At 63.9% G+C, this 22376-nt stretch carries 20 protein-coding genes; 16 read left to right on the forward strand and 4 right to left on the reverse strand.

From position 1 onward, the window contains the following. Nucleotides 1-56: 56 nt before the first annotated feature. The 12 genes from QRM57_RS06570 (at nt 57) to QRM57_RS06625 (ending at nt 11354) form a co-directional block, all read left to right on the forward strand. Nucleotides 57-482 (forward strand): hypothetical protein, encoded by a 426-nt coding sequence (locus QRM57_RS06570; protein WP_284985995.1) that lies wholly within the window; start codon nt 57-59, stop codon nt 480-482. A gap of 110 nt (nt 483-592) precedes the next feature. Then, on the forward strand, nt 593-1075 hold the full coding sequence (locus tag QRM57_RS06575) for a hypothetical protein (protein ID WP_284985996.1): 483 nt from the start codon (nt 593-595) through the stop codon (nt 1073-1075). A 27-nt stretch (nt 1076-1102) separates the two neighbouring features. After that, on the forward strand, nt 1103-1726 hold the full coding sequence (locus QRM57_RS06580; RefSeq protein ID WP_284985997.1) for an SIS domain-containing protein: 624 nt from the start codon (nt 1103-1105) through the stop codon (nt 1724-1726). Nucleotides 1727-1861: 135 nt separating this feature from the next. Next, a complete protein-coding gene (locus QRM57_RS06585) occupies nt 1862-2932 on the forward strand; it encodes an alkene reductase (protein WP_284985998.1) in 1071 nt (356 codons plus the stop codon). Between the two features lie 142 nt (nt 2933-3074). After that, nucleotides 3075-3767 (forward strand): GntR family transcriptional regulator, encoded by a 693-nt coding sequence (locus QRM57_RS06590; protein WP_257368842.1) that lies wholly within the window; start codon nt 3075-3077, stop codon nt 3765-3767. A 269-nt stretch (nt 3768-4036) separates the two neighbouring features. After that, nucleotides 4037-5038 carry a sugar phosphate isomerase/epimerase family protein gene (locus QRM57_RS06595; protein ID WP_284985999.1) on the forward strand — a complete coding sequence of 334 codons (1002 nt, stop codon included), beginning with the start codon at nt 4037-4039 and terminating at the stop codon, nt 5036-5038. 3 nt (nt 5039-5041) lie between these two features. After that, nucleotides 5042-6790, forward strand: a complete 1749-nt coding sequence (gene dhaL, locus QRM57_RS06600; RefSeq protein WP_284986000.1) for a dihydroxyacetone kinase subunit DhaL — start codon at nt 5042-5044, stop codon at nt 6788-6790. 2 nt (nt 6791-6792) lie between these two features. Then, entirely contained in the window at nt 6793-7275 is a 483-nt protein-coding gene (locus QRM57_RS06605) for a ribose-5-phosphate isomerase (RefSeq protein ID WP_284986001.1), read from the forward strand. 2 nt (nt 7276-7277) lie between these two features. Next, on the forward strand, nt 7278-8267 hold the full coding sequence (locus QRM57_RS06610; protein ID WP_284986002.1) for a 3-hydroxyacyl-CoA dehydrogenase family protein: 990 nt from the start codon (nt 7278-7280) through the stop codon (nt 8265-8267). A 20-nt stretch (nt 8268-8287) separates the two neighbouring features. Next, nucleotides 8288-9052 (forward strand): SDR family NAD(P)-dependent oxidoreductase, encoded by a 765-nt coding sequence (locus tag QRM57_RS06615; RefSeq protein ID WP_284986003.1) that lies wholly within the window; start codon nt 8288-8290, stop codon nt 9050-9052. A gap of 145 nt (nt 9053-9197) precedes the next feature. Further along, nucleotides 9198-10547, forward strand: a complete 1350-nt coding sequence (locus tag QRM57_RS06620; protein ID WP_284986004.1) for an MFS transporter — start codon at nt 9198-9200, stop codon at nt 10545-10547. Between the two features lie 3 nt (nt 10548-10550). After that, nucleotides 10551-11354 (forward strand): triose-phosphate isomerase family protein, encoded by an 804-nt coding sequence (locus QRM57_RS06625; protein ID WP_284986005.1) that lies wholly within the window; start codon nt 10551-10553, stop codon nt 11352-11354. Here QRM57_RS06625 and QRM57_RS06630 read toward each other — a convergent pair. Further along, on the reverse strand, nt 11338-14925 hold the full coding sequence (locus QRM57_RS06630) for a TM0106 family RecB-like putative nuclease (protein ID WP_284986007.1): 3588 nt from the start codon (nt 14923-14925) through the stop codon (nt 11338-11340). The two genes, QRM57_RS06625 and QRM57_RS06630, sit on opposite strands and share 17 nt — an antisense overlap. A 97-nt stretch (nt 14926-15022) precedes the next feature. Here QRM57_RS06630 and QRM57_RS06635 point away from each other — a divergent pair, with 97 nt between their 5' ends. The 3 genes from QRM57_RS06635 to QRM57_RS06645 all read left to right on the forward strand — a co-directional run bounded on the left by QRM57_RS06635 (nt 15023) and on the right by QRM57_RS06645 (nt 18626). Further along, complete coding sequence (locus QRM57_RS06635; protein WP_284986009.1) at nt 15023-15490, forward strand: nucleoside deaminase; 468 nt, start codon at nt 15023-15025, stop codon at nt 15488-15490. 79 nt (nt 15491-15569) lie between these two features. After that, complete coding sequence (locus QRM57_RS06640) at nt 15570-16004, forward strand: CBS domain-containing protein (RefSeq protein WP_235519087.1); 435 nt, start codon at nt 15570-15572, stop codon at nt 16002-16004. 171 nt (nt 16005-16175) lie between these two features. Beyond that, complete coding sequence (locus QRM57_RS06645; protein ID WP_284986011.1) at nt 16176-18626, forward strand: Tex family protein; 2451 nt, start codon at nt 16176-16178, stop codon at nt 18624-18626. A 103-nt stretch (nt 18627-18729) separates the two neighbouring features. On the opposite strand, the gene QRM57_RS06650 is transcribed toward QRM57_RS06645, so the two are convergent. The 3 genes from QRM57_RS06650 to QRM57_RS06660 all read right to left on the reverse strand — a co-directional run bounded on the left by QRM57_RS06650 (nt 18730) and on the right by QRM57_RS06660 (nt 21120). After that, nucleotides 18730-19743, reverse strand: a complete 1014-nt coding sequence (locus QRM57_RS06650; protein ID WP_284986012.1) for an alpha/beta hydrolase — start codon at nt 19741-19743, stop codon at nt 18730-18732. Continuing rightward, complete coding sequence (locus QRM57_RS06655) at nt 19740-20102, reverse strand: DUF1622 domain-containing protein (protein ID WP_235519090.1); 363 nt, start codon at nt 20100-20102, stop codon at nt 19740-19742. Before QRM57_RS06655 ends, QRM57_RS06650 begins: the two co-directional genes overlap by 4 nt. A 109-nt stretch (nt 20103-20211) precedes the next feature. Continuing rightward, nucleotides 20212-21120 carry an MSMEG_6728 family protein gene (locus QRM57_RS06660; RefSeq protein WP_284986013.1) on the reverse strand — a complete coding sequence of 303 codons (909 nt, stop codon included), beginning with the start codon at nt 21118-21120 and terminating at the stop codon, nt 20212-20214. A gap of 82 nt (nt 21121-21202) precedes the next feature. Between QRM57_RS06660 and QRM57_RS06665 the strand changes: the two genes are divergently transcribed. Next, nucleotides 21203-22234 carry an adenosine deaminase gene (locus tag QRM57_RS06665; RefSeq protein ID WP_284986014.1) on the forward strand — a complete coding sequence of 344 codons (1032 nt, stop codon included), beginning with the start codon at nt 21203-21205 and terminating at the stop codon, nt 22232-22234. Nucleotides 22235-22376 lie beyond the last annotated feature (142 nt).

Consider the following 22376-nt stretch of genomic DNA (forward strand, 5'->3'; position numbering starts at 1 on the left):
GATAGTGGCAGGGAGAGTTATCGGACAGAGTGGACCGAGGAGAGATCAGATTGTCGATGATGAGAAATCCGTTGATTCCTGGCTCAACGCAGCATCCCAAAGCCCAGGCGCTGCTGTGCGGCAAGTGCGGGTCCACCGATCACCTGGACCTGGAGACAATCGAGTCCATAGAGCCGCACTCCGGCGAGCTGCTGGTCTCCGTGTCCTACACCTGCCTGGCCTGCGAATCCTCCTATGCGCACACCGCAGCGTTCCATGAAGTCGCTGCCGTGCTGAACCGCAACGGAACCGTCTCCGGACTGTTGCAATTCGGCGGACAGTACTTCCACTGCGGCGAACCGATGCAATTCTCAACGAACTCAGCACGCAGCGTGTACGCACCGCTTTCCACCGAAGACACAGACGACGGCCTCATGGACGTTTACCTGAAAACCCGCGTGCTCCAGTGCCGCTGTGGTTTCAGGATGGAACTCCCGGCCTAGGCCATGTACATCGTTTGGAAGTACTCCCGCCGGGGTACGTCTTCGGTAGCAACCACAGCGTGGGCAACGGGCGGCGCCCCTAAAAGCCGCACATCAGGGAGGTAATCCAGATGGACACAGGACAGCTGGTGCTGATCATCGTCATCGCCGTCGTCGTTATTGCCGCAGTCGTGATCGCGGTCGTCGTCGGGCGCCGGAAGAAGGCCGAAGTCAACCGTCACCGCGCCGAAGAGCTGCGGGAGAAGGCCGCCGAAGAAGCGATCGGCGCGCATCAGGCCAAAGCCGAATCCGCGCAGGCCGAAGCCAACGCCCTGCAGGCCGAAGTGGAGGCCAACCGGCTCCGCAAGGAAGCTGAACGCCACTCGGAGAAAGCCGACGAGGCTCGCGGACGCGTTGAGGAGCACCTTCGCCACGCAGACAAGCTGGACCCGAACGCCAACGACCACGACCGTTCCAACGGCTCGGACCGCTTGGATGAATCCACCACCGATCGCACCGACGCGGCGGAGGGGGAGCGTCTGACCCGGGACAGGTCCGATCGCAACGGTTCAGTACGGGAGGGTTCAACGCGCGACGGCGATCGGAACCTATAGTTTCGACCGGGAAACGGAGGCGGGAAAGTGAGCATCGTGGTGAGGCGAACAGGTCAGGAGGTGCGTGCGGCCGGGTCCAAGGCGAGCCGGCACGCCGTGGATGTGGTTCTTGGGCACTTGGGCGAAATCGGTCCAGCGGTTGCGTCCCTGCGCCGGGAGTCCTCCAGGCTCGCCGAATGGGGCGAAGAACTGGCGCGTGTCCGGCGACGGGGAGGGACCGTGTTCGCTGCCGGCAGCGACGGTTCATCGCACGAAGCCCAGAGGTTCACTTCGGAGCTCGCGGCCCACGACCCCGGGGGTGGCTCCGGTTTCAAAGCCATCTACATTCCGAAGGGCTCCAGCGGATCTGATGGAGCTTCTGCAAGTATCAGCGCCCAAATCTCAGAACAGGTCCGCCGGGGCGACATCGTTGTCCTCCTGGCTGCGAAGGGCATCACCGACGACCTGCGGGACGCTGCTGCCGCCGCCAAAGCAGGGGGTGCCCGGGTCTGGGCCCTCACCGGCCAGGAGTCCAAGGATCTCGCAGACTCGGTGAATGAAGCCATCTGCATCAACACCGATCCACCCCACGCCGAGGAAGCGCACTTGGTGGCGGTACTGGCCCTCTGCGAGTGCTTTGACGACGCCCTGAAGAACATCAAGCCGGAGTAGCCCGCCGCGAGTTTCTGGGTGCGCGCTCCGCCCGGGATGCCAGCCCGACTGTGTGATCTGCGCCTCAAGCGGAATAGTTGCAGACGCCATGCAGTTGCCCAGAGTGAACCTGATTCATTCTGAAAGGATCCGCGCATGCTGTTTTCCCCCCTGGCCCTCGGCGAACTTGAACTGTCCAACCGACTGGTGATGGCGCCCCTGACGCGCCTTCGCGCAGGCGACCAAGGCATTCCTGGTTCTTTGATCGCTGAGCATTACCGCCAGCGGGCCTCGCTCGGCTTGATCGTCAGCGAAGGAACCTACCCAACCCCCGCGGGCCGGTCCTACCCGGGCCAGCCGGGACTCGTGACTGAAGAGCAGATCGCCGGCTGGAAGCAGGTCACCGAAGCTGTGCACGCCGAGGGGGGCCACATGTTCGCCCAGATCATGCACGGTGGACGCGTTTCACATGCCGACATCACCGGCGGTGTCGAGATCGTCGGCCCCAGCGCCGTAGCCATCGACGGCGAAGTCCGCACGCCCAACGGCAAGCAGGCCTACCCGGTGCCCCGCGAACTTCGCACGGACGAGCTCCCAGGCGTCATCCAGGAAATCGTCACCGCCTCCAGGAACGCGATTGAGGCAGGTTTCGACGGCGTCGAACTCCACTCAGCCAACGGTTACCTGCTGCATGAGTTCCTCGCCCCGAACTCGAACGTGCGCACGGACAGCTACGGTGGCTCCCCGGAGAACCGTGCCCGCTTCGTGATCGAGACCGTCAATGCCGTAGTGGAAGCCCTCGGCGCTAACCGAGTCGGCATCCGGATTTCACCGGAGCACAACGTTCAAGGCATCGCCGAAGTTGATGCCGCGGACGTACGCGCCACGTACGAAGTCTTGGTGGACACCATCGCCCCGCTGAACCTGGCATACCTGAGCATCCTGCACCACGACCCCAAGGGCGCCTTGGTCCAGGACCTTCGCGAGCGTTTCAACGGAACGTTCCTGGTGAACACGGGCTTCAGCGAGATCACCACCCGCGAGGAAGCCGTGGCCATTATCGAGGACGGCCTGGCCGATGCCGTAGTGGTGGGTCGCCCCGCCATCGCCAACCCGGACCTTGCCCGCCGCTGGCGCGAGAGCCTGCCGCTCAACGAGCCGAACGCGTCCACCTTCTACGCTGATGGCGCCGAAGGATACACGGACTACCCGTTCTACGCGAACTAAGCGTCAATCACAACCTCTGAAGTTTTTCCCGACGTCGGCACCCAACCCGGGTGCCGACGTCGCGGTTTAACGCGCCATCCCGGCGGAATGTGACGGAGGCGCCTGGCCTGTCAGACGCCCGCGTTCCTATAGGATTTGTGGCATGCCTGATCCTTCCGTCGCCCGCGCCGGCTTCCCCGTCAGCCGCCAAGTGCTGGCCGACCACGTCTACGAAGCCCTCCTGGAATGGCTCATGGACGGCAGGCTGGAGCCTGGCGCGGCCGTCAGCATCGACGGCATGGCGCGGGAACTCGACGTTTCGCCCACCCCGGTCCGCGAGGCATTGGCCCGGCTGGAGCACACCGGAATGGTCCGGCGCGTCGCTTTGAAGGGTTATCGCGTGGCGCCGGTCTTCACCCGCGAGGATTTCGCTGAGCTCATGGAAGCGCGGCTGTCCATCGAGCCGGTCAATGCCCGTTTGGCTTGCTCGCGCATGACACCCGACGGTCTGGACGCACTTAAGCAGGCCGTGGAGGACCTGAAAACGGCACCCCGCGGTGGAACATTTGCCGAGTACCGCAGCTACCTGGAGGCCGACGAACGCTTCCACCAGCTCATTGCCGCGCAGGCCAACAACCAGTTCCTGCTCGCGGCCTACAACACCCTGGGTGGGCAGATCCAACGGTTCCGGCTTTTCGGGGGAGTGGGCATCACCGATGCCGAGCAGGCGATTGCCGAGCACCAGGCCGTGCTGGACGCCATGCTGAGCGGGGACCCGGAGAGGGCTGCGGACATGATGGTCGATCACGTGGAGAAGGTGCGCGGCCGGGCGATGGCTGACGCGCCCGAGGACTAAGTCCGCGTTCCCTTTCGAGCTGCGCGCCTGATCCCGCCCTGGGCACCCGTTGGTGGCTTGCGGCGCACCCTTTCGCACCTCGCGCACCTGTTGTTGGGGGTGCGCCGGGCGGAAAAGGGTGCCCCCACGAAGCACACCCAGCCGCCAGTGACCCCCTTCACATACATATGTATGACATATAGGATCTAGGAAGTTTTCAAAAAGGGTTGACAGCATTGCTCGTATCGTAAATCCTATAGGAAACAGGATTCCACGAAGGAGTGATCATCATGGCGTACACCGCCGAGAATTGGCCCATCACCGCGGCCCTCCTGCAATTCCCCGGCACCGACGCCGAGGGAACACAGGTCAACGATGCCGACGCTTCAGTGTGGGCCGCCGTCCTCCAGGAAGTGAAGGACGCAGGTTTCGCGAACGCAGACCTCACCGACAGCTGGGTACGACCCGGAGACCTCAGCAAAGAGCGCCTGGCTGAGTTCAAGCAGACCGCTGCCGACGTGGGCATTGGGGTTCCCGTCATCTCCGCGATCCGGCGCAGCGTCATCCACCACACGGACTGGGCAGACAACCTCGCCTACAGCCACCGCACCATCGACGCCGCCGCGGAGCTGGGCTGCGAAGTAGTCTCCTTCGGCCTGCACCAGGCCATCACGCCGGAGCAGCAGAAACAGCTCTGGTTCTGGACCGTCGAGGGCTACAAGGACCCCCTGGGGGACAAGGAAGCCTGGGGCAACGCCGTGTCCCGTCTCCGTGAACTTGGCAAGCACGCCGCAGAGGCAGGTATCCTCCTCTCGCTGGAAATGTACGAGGACACGTACCTCGGCACTGCAGACTCCTCGGTCCAACTGGTCCAGGACATCGGCCTGGACAACGTGGGCCTCAACCCGGACCTGGGCAACCTCATCCGCCTTCACCGTCCCATCGAGGATTGGCGCGAAATGGTGGAAAAGACCCTGCCCTACTCAAACTACTGGCACATGAAGAACTACATCCGGGACGAGGACGTGGCCCGGGACAGCTACATCACCATGCCGGCTCCGATGGAGAGCGGGCTCATCAACTACCGCGAGGCTTTCAAATTCGCGCTGTCGGTTGGTTTCCAGGGCATCCTCTGCACCGAGCACTATGGTGGCGACGGCCTGAGCGTCACGGCCAGCAACCAGGACTACCTGCGCAGGCACGTCCTGCCGAAGTCCGACGGCTATGCACTGGGCACCAGCCAGGTAGCGCAGGGACGCCAGGAACCAGCCACCCAGCTGGCAGGAGTCTAGGAAATGACACAGATTTTCGACAATCCGGCAGACTTCGCCGATGAAGCACTGGACGGCTTTGTTGCCGCCAACCGTGGCTACGTTGCCCGGGTGGACGGCGGCGTGGTCCGCTCCACCGAAGTTCCGTCCGGCCAGGTAGCACTGGTGGTCGGCGGCGGTTCGGGTCACTACCCGGCCTTCGCCGGTCTGGTCGGCCCCGGCCTGGCAACTGGCTCCGCATGCGGCAACATGTTCGCTTCACCGGCAGCGGGACAGGTGTACCGGGTGGCCAAGGCAGCCAACGCCGGAGGCGGTGTCCTCCTGAGCTACGGCAACTACGCCGGCGACGTCCTCCACTTCGGCCAAGCCCAGCTGCGGCTCAACGCAGAGGGCATCGAAACCCGCACCGTTACCGTCACTGACGACATCGCCAGCGCTCCCATCGACCAGCTCGAGAAGCGCCGCGGTATCGCCGGAGACCTCACGGTCTTCAAGATCGCAGGAGCTGCGGCCGAAGCGGGACTGGACCTTGACGACGTCGAGCGTTTGGCCATCAAGACCAACTACCGCACGCGTTCGCTCGGCGTGGCCTTCGACGGCTGCACGTTGCCCGGCGCCAAGGATACGCTGTTCCATGTGCCATCCGGGCAGATGTCCTTGGGGCTCGGTATCCACGGCGAACCAGGAATCTCCGAGCATCCCATGCCCACGGCATCCGAGCTTGCCGAACTCCTGGTGTCAAAGCTGCTCGCTGACAAGCCCGAGGACGCCGGTGACCGCGTGGTCGCCATTGTCAACGGACTTGGCACTGTGAAATACGACGAACTCTTCCTGCTCTTTGGCAAGGTCGAGAAGCTCCTCACCGCTGCCGGACTCACGGTGGTGGAACCCGAATGCGGTGAGCTGGTGACCAGCCTGGACATGTCCGGCCTCTCACTGACGCTCCTGTGGTTGGACGAGGAACTGGAACAGTATTGGGCAGCGCCCGCCGATACCCCCGCGTTCCGCAAGGGAAGCATGGCCCCGCGCGCACCCCGTGCCGAGGCGATAGTCGACGACGCCGGGACAGCCGACGTCGAACAGCCCACCGCGGCGGCCGCCGAACTGGGGCGCCAAGCCATAGCCGTCCTGGCGCAGGTGCGGGATGTCGTGGTGGAGCACGAAGAGGAACTCGGAAAGCTGGACGCCATCGCCGGAGACGGCGACCATGGCATCGGCATGCGCCGCGGTGTCGACGCGGCCGCTTCGGCCGGGGAGGCGGCAACCGGTTCGTCCGTGGCCCGCGTTCTGACCACGGCCGGTGAAGCCTGGAGCGAGCGGGCCGGTGGGACGTCGGGCGCGCTGTGGGGGTCCGCTGTGATCGCGGCCGGGCAGTCGCTCGGCAACCGCGACAGCTACTCGTCGGAGGATGCAGCCGCTGCAGTGAAGGCCTTCGTGCGTGCCATCACCGAACTTGGCAAAGCAGACCCCGGCGACAAGACCATGGTGGACGCGCTCCTTCCGTTCCGGGACACTTTCCTGGCAGAGCTCGACGGCGGTGCCCCTGTTGACCGGGCGCTGGCAGTCGCCGCCGCGGCGGCCGAGTCCGCTGCCGCGGGGACCGCTGAACTGAGGCCGCTGAAGGGCCGCGCCCGTCCGCTCGCCGAAAAGAGCCTCGGCCATCCCGATCCCGGCGCGGTCTCCTTCGGACTGATCGTCACAAGAATCTCCAGCCACATCGATTCACTACTGGCCGCCGCCACTTCCGCGGCCCCGGCCGGAAACGGAGCCTGAACATGAGCAACAACCAAGGCTGGCGCATCGTCGTCGGCAATGACGAAGCCGGCGTTGAGTACAAGCAGGCACTTCTGGCCCTCCTGGAGGCAGACCCCCGAGTGGCGTCCGTGACGGACGTGGGAGTGGGCTTCAACGATTCCACGGCCTACCCGCACGTTGCCGTCGACGCCGCCCGCAAGGTGGCAGCCGGCGAAGCCGACCGGGCACTGCTGATTTGCGGCACGGGACTCGGCGTGGCCATCGCGGCCAACAAGGTTCCCGGCATCCGGGCAGTCACCGCCCACGACAGCTACTCCGTGGAGCGCTCGGTCCTCAGCAACAACGCACAGGTCCTGACGCTCGGCCAGCGGGTGATTGGCTTGGAACTGGCCAAAAAGCTTGTAGGAGAGTGGCTCGACCACCGCTTCGACGAAACCTCATCCTCCGCCGCGAAGGTGGATGCCATCTGCTCCTATGAGCCCGACTACACGAAGGCAGTCTGACCATGACCATTTCTGAATCAAACGCAGGCCCGGCCAGTAACGCAGCCCGGAAGATCGCCGTCGTCGGTTCCGGCTACATGGGCGGCGGCATCGCCCAGGTCCTGGCCCTCGGCGGAGCGCGTGTGGCGCTGGCCGATGTTTCCGCCGAAGTGGCGCAGAAGAACTACGACCGGTTGTTGGAGGAGTCGGAGCAGTTCATTGCGGACGGGCTTTTCCCGGCCGGGTCCACGGAGATCCTCAAGCAGAACCTGTGGGCTGCCAAGGACATTGAGGAAGCCGTGGCCGATGCCGACTTCATCGAAGAAGCCGTCCCTGAGGTCCTCGAGATCAAGCACCAAACCCTTGCGCGGATCAGTGCTGCGGCCCGACCGGACGCCCTGATCGGCTCGAACACGTCCACGATCTCCATTGCGGACCTGGCCGAAGCCGTGACCAATCCGGAACGTTTCCTGGGCGTCCACTTCTCCAACCCGTCTCCGTTCATCCCGGGCGTCGAGGTCATCCCGCACGCAGGTACCTCTGCCGCGACGGTGTCCGCGTCCTGCGACCTCGTCCACGCAGCCGGCAAGCAGACCGCCGTGGTCAAGGACGTCACCGGGTTCGTGCTGAACCGGTTGCAGTACGCGCTGTTCCACGAAGCGGCTCAACTGGTTGAGCAGGGGATCGCAACAGCGGACGACGTCGACACCCTGGTGCGTACGACGTTCGGCTTCCGCTTGCCCTTCTTTGGACCGTTCGCCATTGCGGACATGGCCGGTTTGGATGTCTACGACTTCTGCTACAAGTCTCTGCAAACGGGCTTCCCGGAACGCTTTGCCACGCCGAAGATCCTCTCGGACCTGGTCGAGGCAGGCAAGCTGGGCACCAAGACCGGCTCGGGCTTCCTCAACGTTCCCGCCGAGCGAACCCCGGAACTCATCGCCTACCGCAACAAGGCATATGTGGCCATGCAGAAGCTCATTGAAGAGCTCGGCCCGGCCCCCATCAACTAACACTTCACAGGAGAAGACCCATGACTTTCCCAGAATCACGCACCGCAATTGTCACCGGCGCAGTGTCCGAGCGCGGCATCGGCAGGGCCACCGTCAACTACCTGGCGGCCCAGGGCTGGAACATCGGCATCATCGACCTTGACGACGCTACCTGCAAGCTCGCTGCCAAGGAAATCGCCGCAGAATTCGGCGTGCAGGCCCACGGCGTGGGCGCGAACGTGGCCAGCGAAGCCGAAGTCCGTGCGGCCATTGACGAACTCGAAGCTGAACTGCCCCAGATTGTCGCTCTGGCCAATGTTGCAGGCGTCAGCTCGCCCATCGGCTACCTTGAACTTGAACCGGCTGAGTGGGACCGGGTCCTCAACATCAACCTCAACGGTGTCCACTATGCAACCCGTCGCGTGGCTGAATCCATGGTCAAGAACCGGATCGGCCGGATCGTGAACATCTCTTCCGTTTCCGCGCAACGCGGCGGCGGCACCTTCTCCAAGACCCCGTACTCGGTAGCCAAAGCCGGCGTCATCGGCCTGACCCGGGCAACAGCCCGCGAACTGGGCGAGTACGACATCACCGTCAACGCCATCTCTCCCGGCCCCATCGACACCGACATCATGGGCGGCACGCTGAGCCAGGAGCGCAAGGATGAACTCACCAAGGACCTCGTAGTGAACCGGGTGGGCTCCACCCGGGACATCGCAGCCGCCATCGCCTTCCTCATCAGCGAGGACTCCGGATACATCTCCGGCCAGACGCTGAATGTGGATGGCGGACTGTACATGCATTAGGGCTGCCATGCGGACCTGGACCAGAGAACGCAAGATCTACCTTGCCGTGGGTATTCTCGCCTGCGCCGTGGGCATGGTGCTCATTTTCTTCCCGCGCTGATAGCGCCGCACCCATCTATTTGCTGTCACTCAAAGAGGAGTTTCAATGTCAGTAACCGCCAATTCCACCAAGGAGTTGCTGGATACGCCGGTCCTCAAATCGGCGATCTCCAAAGCATCCCGTCGGCTCATGCCGATGCTTGTCATCCTGTACGTGGTGGCTTTCCTGGACCGTACCAATGTTGGCTTCGCCGAAGCTGCGCTGGAAGTGGACAAGGGCATCACGGCAGGGGCATACGCCCTGGGTGCCGGTATCTTCTTCATCGGATACGCCCTGTTTGAAATCCCCAGCAACCTGCTGCTCACCAAGTTCGGTGCCAAAGTGTGGTTGGCCCGAATCGCCATTACTTGGGGCATCGTTTCAGCGTGCTTCGCGTTCGTGCAGGGTGAGACGTCCTTCATCATTCTTCGCTTCCTGCTGGGTGTTACCGAAGCAGGGTTGTTCCCCGGCGTCATCATGTTCCTCGCGGCCTGGTTCCCGAACAAGGTCCGCGTGAAAATGTTTGCCATCTTCTACCTGGCCCAGCCGTTCTCGCAGATGATGGGTGCGCCGCTGTCCGGTTGGCTGATCAACATCGGCGACCAGGTTCCCGGCGTCGCAGGCTGGCAGGTCATGTTCTTCGTTGAAGGCATGCTCGCCGTCCTGGCCGGTGTGGCAGCCTACTTCTTCCTCATCAACAGCCCGCAGGACGCCAAGTTCCTCTCGAAAGAGGAAAAGAAGGCCTTGTCAGACGTCATGGCACTGGAAGACACGGTCAAGGAAGAAACAGGTCCCAAGGGCGTGCTGGCTTCCATGCGCAACGGCAAGGTCTGGTACTTCACCGTCATCTACTTCTGCCTTCAGATCGCCGTCTACGGTGTCACCTTCTACCTCCCGCAGCAGGTGGCTCAGCTCACCGGCCAGAAGGTGGGCCTGGCCGTTGGCCTGATGGCTGCCATTCCGTGGTTCTTCGGCATCTTCGCCTGCTACTTCATTGGCAAAGCGGCCAACACTGTTGCCCGCCGACGCCGCTGGGGCACCGCGCTGTTTGTCTCCACTGGCCTGTGCATCTTCGGCTCCGCCTGGGCTGGTGCCAACCACTTGCCGGCCATCGGCATCATCTTCATCACTCTGGCGGTGTGCAGCTTCCTGGCGACGGGCCCCATCTGCTGGTCATACCCGACGGCGTTCCTCACCGGGACCGCGGCCGCTGCCGGTATCGGGCTGATCAACTCGCTCGGAAACCTGGGCGGATTCGTCGCACCAATCCTGCGGACTACCGTCAACGAGGTCACGGCTTCGGATACCGGCACCATGGGTGTCTACGCCCTGGGTGTCCTGCCGTTCCTGGCGGCACTGATGATGTTCGGTACCCGCGCCTTCACCAACAAAGCCGACGAACTGCTGGACAAGTAGAAAATGCGCCCAGCTGCCTCCTCACCTTCGCCTGACGTCCTTTACATAGGGGTCAGCACCAAGATGTACATGGGCTACGCGCATTCCCTGGCGTGGTTGGAGCAGTTGGTTGCTGAAGTCGACGCCCGCCCGGCCCTAGCGGCCGGGCGGGTAATCCCGTTTGTGATCCCGTCGTTTCCTGTATTGCCCGCCGCGGCCGCGATGACGGCAGGTACTCCTCTGCTGCTCGGCGCGCAGAATTGCGGATGGGCCGACGGGCCATGGACAGGGGAAGTCTCTCCCTCCATGCTGGCTGAGCTCGGTGTGGGCCTTGTCGAGATCGGGCACGCCGAACGGCGGCGGCACTTCGCCGAAGACGACAGTGTGGTGGCACTCAAGGTCAGTTCCGCTGTTGATGCTGGCCTCACTCCGCTGTTGTGCGTGGGGGAGCCTGACCTGGTGGAACCGGAGACGGCCGCAGAGACAGTGTTTCGGCAGATCACGTCAGCGGTGTCCGCCGACTGGTCAGCGGCCGCCAAACTGGTTATTGCGTATGAACCGGTCTGGGCGATTGGTGCCCCCGAGCCGGCGTCCGCCGCCCATGTTTCCCGCGTGGTGGCTGCCCTGCGGGACTCGCTCGGTCAGCAGGGACTGGGCGGGCTACCCATCATTTATGGGGGATCAGCCAAGCCGGGGCTGCTGCCTCAACTTACCGGGGTTTCCGGGCTCTTCCTGGGCCGCTTTGCGCACGACGCCACGAACTTCGGCCTGGTGCTGGACGAAGCATTGCGTTTGAGTACGGCAGAGGTCCTTAACGGGACTCTGTAGGGTCGTCAGCTGTGTTCACACTCCGCTGGCACAGGGCAACGAAGCCGCCCAGATTCTCCAGTCCCTCCGGATGGGTGGGGAGGTAGTTGGTCAGTTCAGGCGAACGCACGACGACGGCCCGCCACTTGCCGCGGGACACCGCCACATTGATCCGGTTGCGCAAGAGCAGGAACTCCATGCCCCGGGGAACCTCGGCGGCTGCCGAGGCGGCCATGGACACGATGACCACCGGTGCTTCCTGCCCTTGGAACTTGTCCACTGTTCCTACCCGTACGTGGAGAAGGCCCGCGGCCCGGAGCTCATGCTTGATGAGTTGGACCTGGGCGTTGTAAGCCGCGACTACCAGGATGTCGGATTCCTGCAGTGGCTTCGGCTCCGGGGCTTGCGAGGGGTCCAGCCATTCCAGTCCCAAATGGGCTTGGACTTGCCTGACCACTTCGGCGGCTTCTTCGGGCGAATTGCTCGAGTTCCCGGTGTGCGGGACATAGACGCAGGAGATCCCCGGATTCGCCCCTTCCAAGTGGCGTTCCTTGGCGGCAGGCGCTGCCTCGAGCCGCTTGTCGTACGAGAGCTCTGAGACTGCGCTGCGCAGTTCGGGATGCATGCGCCAGGACAGGGCCAGGAAATAGCCCAGTTCCCGTGGCAAGGTGTTGTAGCCATCGGACAGCCAGCCAAGCGCCGACTCGTCGACGGGTTCGGGATGTTTGCCCTGCGTGACCTGCGGCAGCTGCTGCGGATCGCCCAGGAGCAGGAGCCGTTTGGCTGCACGACTTACTGCCATGGTGTTAGCCAGGGAGAACTGGCCTGCTTCGTCGATGACCAGCAAATCCAAGGAACCGGCCGGGACCTCCTTGCCAACCATGGTCCAGGCCGTCCCGCCGATCAATGCTCCGCCCGGCTTGGCGAGCAAGTCCTCGACGTTGCCTTTCCCGCAGTGCATCCATGGCACGGGGTTATCGTGCTTGACTTCCTTGGCAACCTGCCGGGGGTCCAACCCTGCTTTCTCCACTGCGGCGCACAGCATGTTTTCCACCACGGCGTGCGACTGCGCCACGACGCCCACCTTCCAGCCTTTGGCTACGAGCCGTGCCAGGACGTGGGCACCCACGTGGGTCTTCCCACTCCCCGGAGGTCCCTGCACGGCAAGGTAGGAATCGTCCAGGTCGGTTACGGCCGCAGTGATGGCGTCAATGTATCCGTCAGGCCCGGATTCCACGCGAGGCAGAGCGTCCAGGCTCCGTAGCTTGGGCGGCCTTCTCCGCACCAGGTCCAAGGCCGGGTCCTGTGGCCAGTCCGGCAGGGCGTCCTTGAGCTGTGTTGCCAGCGCGGCGAGGGCTGCCCGCTGGCCTTTCGTAGCAATGGGCGGATCGGGGGTCAGGGCAATGGGCAGTTGGCTGAACGCACTGGAGTCCTTGCGAAGGCCTTCAGTGATGGTGACCGTTTCGAAGTCCTGGTCCTCGCCAACCTCGGTGACCAGGGTCCCGTTCCAGCCGGCACGGCCCAGCACGGCCGATTCCTTCCCCTGCAAGCCGTCCGGAAGGGGCGAGCCATACATTCTGAAGTACTTCTTGCCGGCCTCGAGTCCTGCTCCGTCCCCTGAGCGGCCATAGAGCTTCACCGTCCGCGCCGGGTTGCTCCGGGGTGTCGGCTTAGCCCAGTCCTGGAGCAGCTCAGCGTGATCCACCACAAAGAGATCACGCTCATCCGGCCACTGCGAGGTGGGCTTTTCCAGTCGGTCGAAGTGCCCCCACCAATGCTGCTTGTCCTCGCGGCGGTGGTAGCCCACTCCAGCTGCGACGATGCCAATGGCGCGCGCGTCCGCGGTGGATTTCCCATCCTCCGGTAGGTCGGCCAGGTAATCGAACAGGGACTTTTCTTCCGGGGCTGCTTCGTACTTCTCGGGTTCGGTATCAGTCGGAGCTGCCTCGTCGGATCCGCCGACCGGCTGGATGGAGCGTTCGGCAGCTCGCTCCAGCAACCAGTTGCGAAGCTCCAGGGTTGAGAGGCAGTCGTATTCGTTGTAGTCCCGGATGCCCTCGAGGATTGCCGCCGCAGCGTCTGCTTCGCCAGTGTCCCGCGCCGTGCAGAAGTCCGCGTAGGCAACCACGGAGGCACCGGCGTCGGTGACGTCCCCGGATCGCAGGTGCTGGCCCATGTACAGCGGTTCCAGTTTCTTGATGCTGTACGAGTTTTCGGAGACCCGGATGCTGTGGCGCACGGTGTCGTAAAGGTCCACCAGGACGCCCTCGCGCAGGAGGTCGTCGACGGCGGACTCGCCCACCACGTGCGTCAGGGAAAGGTTCCTGAGGGCCGTCTTTTCGTAGGCCGCGTAGTGGTAGATGTGCATCCCCGGATACTGTGCGCGACGTTTGGCCACGTAGTCCAGGAAAGCCACGAACGCGTGGCCTTCCTCGGCACGCGAGTGCGCCCAGAACGGCTTGAAGACCGGGGTGCCCCCAGGTTCCGCTGGATTCTCGATGACGCCGAAAAGGTACTCAAGCCCCCACTTCCGGGTGACAGGGTCCTGCCAGAGGGGGTCGCCTTCGAAGTCGAAGAAGATGTCGCCCGGGTCCGGCACGGGGAGCCTGCCCAGAGTGTTGTCGGGAAGCACTGTGTAACTCACTGACTTGGCTTCGCCGGACTTGTCCGTGTAGTTGACCGTTCCATCAGGTGTGCCTGTGCCGGTCTGCAACTGGGCTTGCTCCCGGAGCCTGAGGAACATCGGGTCGCCGTCGGCAGGAGATGCTGCCAGTTGGTCGATGGTGGTGATTCCGGCCTCGATCAGCTTCTTCCGCCGGCTGATGCGCATTCCTGCCACCATCAGGAGGTCCCGGTGGAGCTGGACCTGCTCTGCGCAGTAGTCGCAGCGGCCGCACGCGGAGTAGCGGGCGTCACCCCATTCGATGGGCCCGGGCTCCGCCATGTGCGCAGCGGTCATGCCAAGGAATCGTTCGCGCCGCTCGCGGAATACCGGGAGGACCTGCGACAAAGGGTGGTCGCTGTGGACGCGGTTGCCCAGGACCAGGGTGATCGTGGGGTCAGGGGTGATGCCGGCTTGCAGCATTTGATCCCCGTACGCGGCCAATTGCAGCAAGGCCGTGACTTTCGCATGCCGTGCCAGCTTGGTGTCAAAGACTGCGTACATGCCACCGGGACGATTCACCAGGAAGTCCGAACGGCCGTGGAACCGGCCATCGAAGAAGGCGGCCTGGAATACGATGTCCGCGCCGGATTTGAGGGCGTCGATGGATTCCGCATGCTTGGCCGAAAGGGTGGTGCGGTCCATCGCGTCGGCGGGGACGACGTCGTAAACGCCTTTTCCTGTCGCCGGGTCCCAGTGGCCGAACTCCGCCACGAAGTCATCGAGCACCTTGTGCTCGTGGACGTCGCCCAGCGTTGCGGTGCGCTCCAGCATGGCGTCGGGCGGAAAGTCCGGCTTGGGGGTCCGGCCCAGCTTTTCATCGAGCTTCCGGAGCAACTGGTACTCGCAGGTTGCAGCGATGACGAGGTCGCTGGCGGAAAAGACCAAGTCCTGCGGGGCGCCTGCGGTCTCGGAATCGAGAAAGAACACTGCGACTCACCTTCCTTCCATGCCATGGTTAAACCCTTGCAGCCAAGCTATCAGCGGGCCCCGACAATTTAGCGTGGAAGCAATTTAGACTTCACGCATGACTGAAACAGCCCACAGCGCTGACCCGGCTTTTGAAGCCGCGTTCCAGGCCGCGCAAAAGAGCCTCAGCGAAGGTGGGATCCCCATCGGAGCTGCCTTGGCCCGTGACGGCGAGGTTATTGCCACCGGACACAATGAACGCGTGCAGCACGGCGATCCGATTGCGCACGGCGAGATGTCCGCACTGCGCGCCGCGGGACGGCAGAAAAGCTACCGCGACACCACCCTTTACACCACCTTGGCGCCATGCGCGATGTGCACGGGAACCATCATCCAGTTCAAGATTCCACGGGTGGTAGTCGGCGAAGCGGAGACCTTTCCCGGCGAGTTCGACCTCCTCCGGTCACGCGGCGTTGAGGTGGTGGTTCTGGACGATCCCCGGTGCGTGGACATGATGCGGACGTTCCAGGAAAAGCACCCGGAACTGTGGGCCGAGGACATCGCTGAAGAGGCCGATCGAGCGTAGGCTTGGCTTCATCGGCGCTGAGCCGAAAGACTCATCCCCAAGGCCCCGCGTCGGTAATCCAATCGATGAAGGAGGATCCATGAGTGTCGTACGTGAATTCATGTCAACGGATTGCCAGTGCATCGAAGAGGATAAAACTCTTCAGGATGCCGCCATGCTGATGAGGGACCTGGACTGCGGCTCACTTCCCATCTGCGGCCGGGACGGCAAGCTCACTGGTTTCATCACCGACCGCGACATTGTGGTCAAGTGCCTGGCTGAGGGTAAGGACGCCCGGGAAGTCCGTGCCGGGGACCTCGCCACAGGCAAGCCCCATTGGGTTGACGCGGATGCCAACGTCGACGACGCCATTGCCATGATGGAAGAACATCAGGTGCGGCGCCTGCCGGTCATCAGCGACCACAAACTCGTGGGCATCATCAGCCAGGGCGACATTGCCCGCCACCACTACGCGGAAGATCGCCTCGGTGAAATGGTGGAGCACATCTCCGCCAAGGAGCACATGGCCCACTAGGCCCCGCCTATCGCGGGCAGCCTGTCACCATCCCCAGCCGCCGCGAGGCACCCCTTCCGGGGGAACGCCTCGCGGCCCGTCTTTTGCTCCAACTACACCACTAACCGGGCCGCAGGGATAGGCCCGCAGGATGCCGGACCTGAAACTGTCGGCCGGGTGAGGCAAACTGTCATGGTGACTTCAAATCTCCAACACCAGTCAGCCGACTCCGCCATCCACACCCAGATCGCCGAGGAACTCGGCGTCAAAGCCTGGCAGGTCAAAGCCGCGGTGGAACTGCTCGACGCCGGATCCACCGTTCCCTTCATCGCCCGCTACCGCAAGGAAGTCACCGGGACGCTCGATGACACCCAGCTCCGCGACCTTGAGGAGCGCCTCAGGTACCTGCGGGAACTGGAAGAACGGCGCAAGTCCGTCCTCGAGGCGATTGCCGCCCAAGGCAAGCTGACCCCGGAACTGGAAGCCGCCGTCGTCGGTGCTGACACCAAAGCGCGGCTGGAAGACATCTACCTTCCCTTCAAATCCAAGCGCCGCACCAAAGCCCAGATCGCCCGCGAAGCCGGGTTGGAACCACTCGCTGATGCCCTGCTTGCCAACCCGCAGCTGGATCCCAGCACCGAGGCCGCCAAATACCTGAACGCCGAGCACTCCATCGAGGACGCCACCACGGCGCTTGCGGGTGCGCGGGCCATCCTGGTGGAGCGCGTCGGGCAGGATGCGGACCTGGCTGAGGACCTCCGCGAACGGCTCTGGAAGCAGGGCCGGATGGTGTCACGCGTGAAGAAAGGCATGGAGGCCGAGGGCCAGAAGTTCAAGGACTACTTCGAATTCACCCAGGTGCCGTCGGGGATGCCGTCGCACCGCGTGCTGGCACTCCTGCGTGGTGAGAAGGACGGCGTCCTTGAACTGGACCTCGCCGAAGCCGACCCCGCAGATGACGACGCCCTGGCCGCCGCCCGCGGCCGGTACGAGAACGCTGTGGCCAAGTGCCTGGGAGTTTCCAACCAGGGCCGGCCCGCCGATACCTGGCTGACACAGACCGCTCAGCTTGCCTGGCGCGGACGTATCCTGGACCGTCTCACAACGGACCTTCGTGGTCGCATGTTCGCGGACGCTGAGGACGAGGCCGTGCGCGTCTTCGCCGCCAACCTGCGCGACGTCCTCCTGGCCGCCCCCGCGGGAAACCGCGCAACGCTGGGCTTGGACCCTGGACTGCGGACCGGTGTGAAGGTCGCGGTAGTAGACGGAACCGGCAAGGTGGTCACCACCGACACCATCTACCCGCACGCGCCCGCAAAGAAGTGGGACGAAGCACTGGCCACCCTCGGCCGGCTCGCCAAACAGTACAACGTGGAACTGGTGGCGATCGGCAACGGAACGGCTTCCCGCGAGACGGACAAGCTGGCAACCGAGCTCATCAAATCCCTCGAGGCAGCCGGGTCCAAGGGAATCCAGAAGCTGGTGGTGTCTGAGGCCGGAGCCTCGGTGTACTCCGCGTCCGCGCTCGCAGCTTCCGAGCTTCCGGGGATGGATGTTTCGTTGCGTGGGGCTGTGTCCATTGCCCGCCGCTTGCAGGATCCGCTGGCGGAACTGGTCAAGATTGAACCGAAGTCCATCGGTGTGGGGCAGTACCAGCACGATGTCACCGCCGCGAAGCTGGACCGTTCATTGGATGCCGTGGTGGAGGACTGTGTGAACGCCGTGGGTGTGGACGTCAACACTGCCTCCCCGGCGCTGCTCAGCCGGGTGGCCGGCGTCGGGCCGCTGCTCAGCGAAAATATCGTGGCTTACCGGAACGAGAATGGTCCGTTTGCCAAGCGAAGCGACCTCAAGAAGGTGCCGCGCCTGGGCGCGAAGGCCTTCGAACAGTGCGCAGGATTCCTTCGTATTACCGGGGGAGCGGAGCCCCTGGACGCCTCCAGCGTTCACCCCGAGGCGTACTCGGTGGCCCGTAAGATCCTGGTCGCCGCCGGCGGAGGGCCCGCCACGGCCTTGGATCCGCAGGCTTTCGTTGATGGCACTTTTGGCCTTCCCACGGTCAAGGACATCATGTCCGAGCTGGAGAAGCCGGGCCGTGATCCCCGGCCGGCATTCAAAGCGGCGTCGTTCTCCGAAGGCATCGAGAAGATCTCCGACCTCAAGCCAGGCATGATCCTGGAGGGCACTGTTACCAACGTTGCCGCGTTCGGCGCGTTCGTGGACGTGGGAGTGCACCAGGACGGTTTGGTCCACGTCTCGGCCCTGTCCAACAAGTTCGTGTCGGATCCGCGCGAGATCGTGAAGTCCGGCCAAGTGGTCAGGGTCAAGGTCCTTGAGGCGGATCCCGAGCGCAAACGCATCTCACTGACGTTGAGGCTCGACGACGAACCCGGCACCGGGGGCGGCCGCACCTCCGGCGGGCGTTCTTCAGGTGATGGCCAGCGTCCTGGCGGTCCGCAGGGCCAGCGTGCCGGCCAGCCCGGTCAGCGAGGTCAGGGCGATCGCCGGGGTAACCAGGGTCGCCCCCAGCAGGGCGGTCAGCGCCAGGGAAAGCCGCAGCAAGGCAAGCCCCAGCAGGCCCCGTCCGCTCCCGCCAACACGGCAATGGCCGAGGCGCTGCGCCGGGCAGGACTGGGGAAGTAGGCCTCGCCCGCCCACAAATCCCGCCCTTGTTTGTGTGCCTTGCCGTTCTACGGTGAGGCTGACGAACAAGGGCTGGGTTCTGTCTGGACGGGGGACTCGTGGGCTACGCGCCTGCGGTCCTGGCGTTCCCCAATGTTGCTTCGTGTGGCTGCAGCGCTGCGGGAAGCCAGCGAACGATCCGCGCAAAGGCTTCCCGCCGGATGGGTTCGGGCGACAGGAAGATATCGTGCAGCGCGTTAGGCAGCCGGCTGATGGTGACTGTATCTGCCAGGGAAAGTGACCGGTGGGCTACGGCGTCGACGTTGAGGGCAACGTCCGCGGTGAGGGCGTCCGCGGACCATTTCGGCTGCAGGTAGCTCTTGTCCGAGAGCATCACCAGCACCGGAACGTCGATGCCCAGACCGGCCGCGACAGTCGCCTGTCCACGGAACACCGCGTCCAGAAACGCGGGAGTGAGAGGGAATCCGCGGTCCGGCCGCCACTCAAGGTTGTAATCCCACTCGCCATCCAGTGCAGCGGAAACGGCCCGCGTGTAGATGCCCGGGTCCACCGGTGGCAGCGGTGCCAACGGATGAAGCCGGGCGTGGAGTCCCACCAAGGGCGCGATCGCGCGTCTGCCGAGCTCGGTAGCTTGGAACTCCAGCCAAGGACTGTTGAGGATAAGTGCCGAAGCCATGCCAGGGTGGCGGGCAGCCCAGAGACTGAGGGTGAGTCCTCCGGTGGAGTGGCCCAACAGAATGAGTGGCCGCTCCGAAGCGCCTGAACGGCCCATGGCCTCCAGCGCTGCGTCAATGTCGGCGTCGTAGTCGTCCAGGCTGGTAACGAACCCTGGAACCAGTCCGGGCCGGAGGCTGCGGCCATAGTTGTGCAGATCCAAGGCGAAGAACTGCGCGCCGGCGCTGTGCCAGAACTCGGCCACGTGGCGTTGGAAAAAGTAGTCGGACCAGCCGTGGACGTAGAGGACATCGGCGTCCAAACTGCGACCGTCCAGGTCAGGCTGCGCGTGGGAAGTGGCGCCAACGTACCTCACCAAAGTGGCGACAGCGCCGCCGTCGAGCTCCAAGGTCTGTTGCTCAAAGCCGTTACCAAGTATGTCCGCAACCCAAGGCCCAGTCACGACGTCTTCTCTTTCTGCCACGGCCAACGCCCGGTGATTTCCAGTTCCAGCGAGAAGCTCAGGAAAGTCCGGATCAGCACGATGATCGCCAATACCCCGACGCTCTCGAAGGTGGGGGTGACGGCGACGGTTCGGATGATGTCGGCGGCCACCAGCAGTTCCAGGCCCAGCAAGATGGACCTGCCCAACAACTGCCGGTAGGCGCGGTACGGGGAGAACGGTTCCAGGCCGCTGGCGCGTTTGGGTTGGTATCCACGGAGGGCCATGGGGATGGATACCAAGGCGCCGATCACCATCACCGCCACCCCGGCGAAGTCCATGTACCGGCCGACTGCTTCGATGATGTGCTGGAAATCCATGGCCCTCCCCGGTTAGCTGCGTGCCTCCACCGTCTCACAAACAAGCGACGGCGACAGTCAGGTCCCCTAGCTACGGAACCCGGCTGCCGCCGTCGTGAACCAGCAAACGCTACAGCGCGGGCGCCGGGACCCGGAAGAACACGCGGGGATCCTGCAGGAGCGCCGGGTAGTCGAAATCGGAGCGCTTGATCACGTTGGTGACTTCGAAGTTGCGGGCGAAGCGTCCGTCAACGGTGATGGGGCGTCCCTGGATGAGGCCGACGGCGAAGACCTGGCCGCCGTCGAACGGGACAGCAACCTCGGTTTTGCCGGGAAGCGTGTTGAACGCCTGATCCTGGGCCTGGCGCTTGCGGGTGGGCTTCTTCTCCTTCGGCGCGGCGGGACGCTTCTTGGGCCCACCAACCTGCCTGCGGGACTTCTCCTCGGCGTACACGAACTCGTAATCGTCGGTGTCCGAAACGGGCTTAGACTTCCCGTGCGGGGGCATGCTGACCGTGGTGAGCTGCTCGGGACGGATTTCCTCCACCGGGGCGCGAAGGATCCAGAGGCTGTCCTCTTCGGGTTCCTCGGGGTGGAACTCGTGCTTGGGTTCCGGCCACACGTATTCCAGCTTTTCGTCGGTGCCGGGGAACAGCTGCGTGTAGAACTTGGGGTCCTTGCCGATCAGCTTGGAGCGGTGGCTGAGGTGCAGGTCCTCGTGTCCGAGCCATGGCGGCATGATGATCCTGGAGGCGTAGTCCGGGTGGGCGGCCTGGGGTGCGAACTCCGCGATATTGGTGCGCGTGTTGTCCGGGTGGCCCCGCTCCATCCACTCGTCGGCCATCGCCAAGCCGTACAGGGTGAGCGCCGGGACGTGGCCCATCCACATGCGCACGGCCGGGTGTGACTGCCAACCGTACTCCGGGATCACCAGCGCGCGGAGGACTTGGAGTGCTTCGACGCGCTGTTTGCCGAGCCTTGAGGTGTCGAGCGCCGCGGCGCTCTCACGGAAATCGGCGAAGGGGAGGAAAGTCTGCATCCTTTCAGTTTGAGGGTGCCGGGCGTGAGAACCAAGTTGAGTGCTCCGGGACACGTGCGCCGATGGGGCCTAGAGTTGTCGGGTGGAAACTTTTGGCGAGAAAACGACGACCACGGCGCCCCCGGTTGCCGAACTGCACCTGCACATCGAAGGGACCCTCCAGCCAGAGCTCATCTTTGCGTTGGCCGAACGCAACGGCATCGAACTGCCGTACGAAGACATCGAGGAACTCCGCGAAAAGTACGAGTTCACCGATCTGCAGTCCTTCCTGGACCTCTACTACGCCAACATGGCAGTCCTGCAGACCGAGCAGGACTTCACCGACATGACCCGCGCCTACCTGGAGCGGGCGGCAGCCGGGGGAGTTCGCCATGCGGAAATCATGATGGACCCCCAAGCCCACGTCTCCCGCGGCGTTGCCCTGGAAACCTGCATGAACGGCGTGGCCAACGCCTTGGCTACGTCGGAAGAGGACTTCGGCGTTTCGACCCTCCTGATTGCAGCTTTCCTGCGGGATATGTCCGAGGATTCGGCCCTTGAGGTGCTGGACCAGCTCCTGGCCATGCACGCACCCATCGCCGGCATCGGGTTGGACTCCGCAGAGGTGGGCAACCCGCCGTCGAAATTTGAACGCCTGTACCAGCGCGCCGGCGAGGCCGGACTGCGGAGGATCGCGCACGCGGGCGAGGAAGGACCGGCGTCGTACATCACCGAGGCGCTGGACGTCCTGCACGTCGAACGGATCGACCACGGCATCCGCTGCATGGAAGATACTGACGTCGTGCAGCGGCTCGTCGCCGAGCAGGTGCCGCTGACCGTTTGCCCGCTGTCCAACGTGCGCCTGCGTGCGGTGGACAAGCTGGCTGACCATCCGCTCCCGGAAATGCTCGCCATCGGCTTGAACGTTTGCGTGAATTCAGATGACCCCGCCTACTTCGGCGGGTACGTGGATGACAACTTTGAGCAGTTGGTCAAGGTCCTGGAATTCTCGGTACCGGAGCAGGCAACCCTGGCCGCGAACTCCATCCGGTCCTCGTTCGCCAGCGACGCCCGCAAAGCGGCGCTGTTGGACGAGGTTACGGAGTGGGTCAAGGCTTCCGTGCCGCACCCCTGAGGCTCGCTTGGGCCCGGCAGCCGAGACCCGTAGATCAGTTGCGGCGAATGTGATGTCACACTCGGTCACGACACACGGTGTTTACCTTCAGCAGTCGTGGGAATTAACAAATCATTGGCAAACTGCTGTGGAGTAACCACCG

The sequence above is a fragment of the Arthrobacter sp. fls2-241-R2A-172 genome (assembly GCF_030208885.1).
GTDB lineage: Bacteria > Actinomycetota > Actinomycetes > Actinomycetales > Micrococcaceae > Arthrobacter.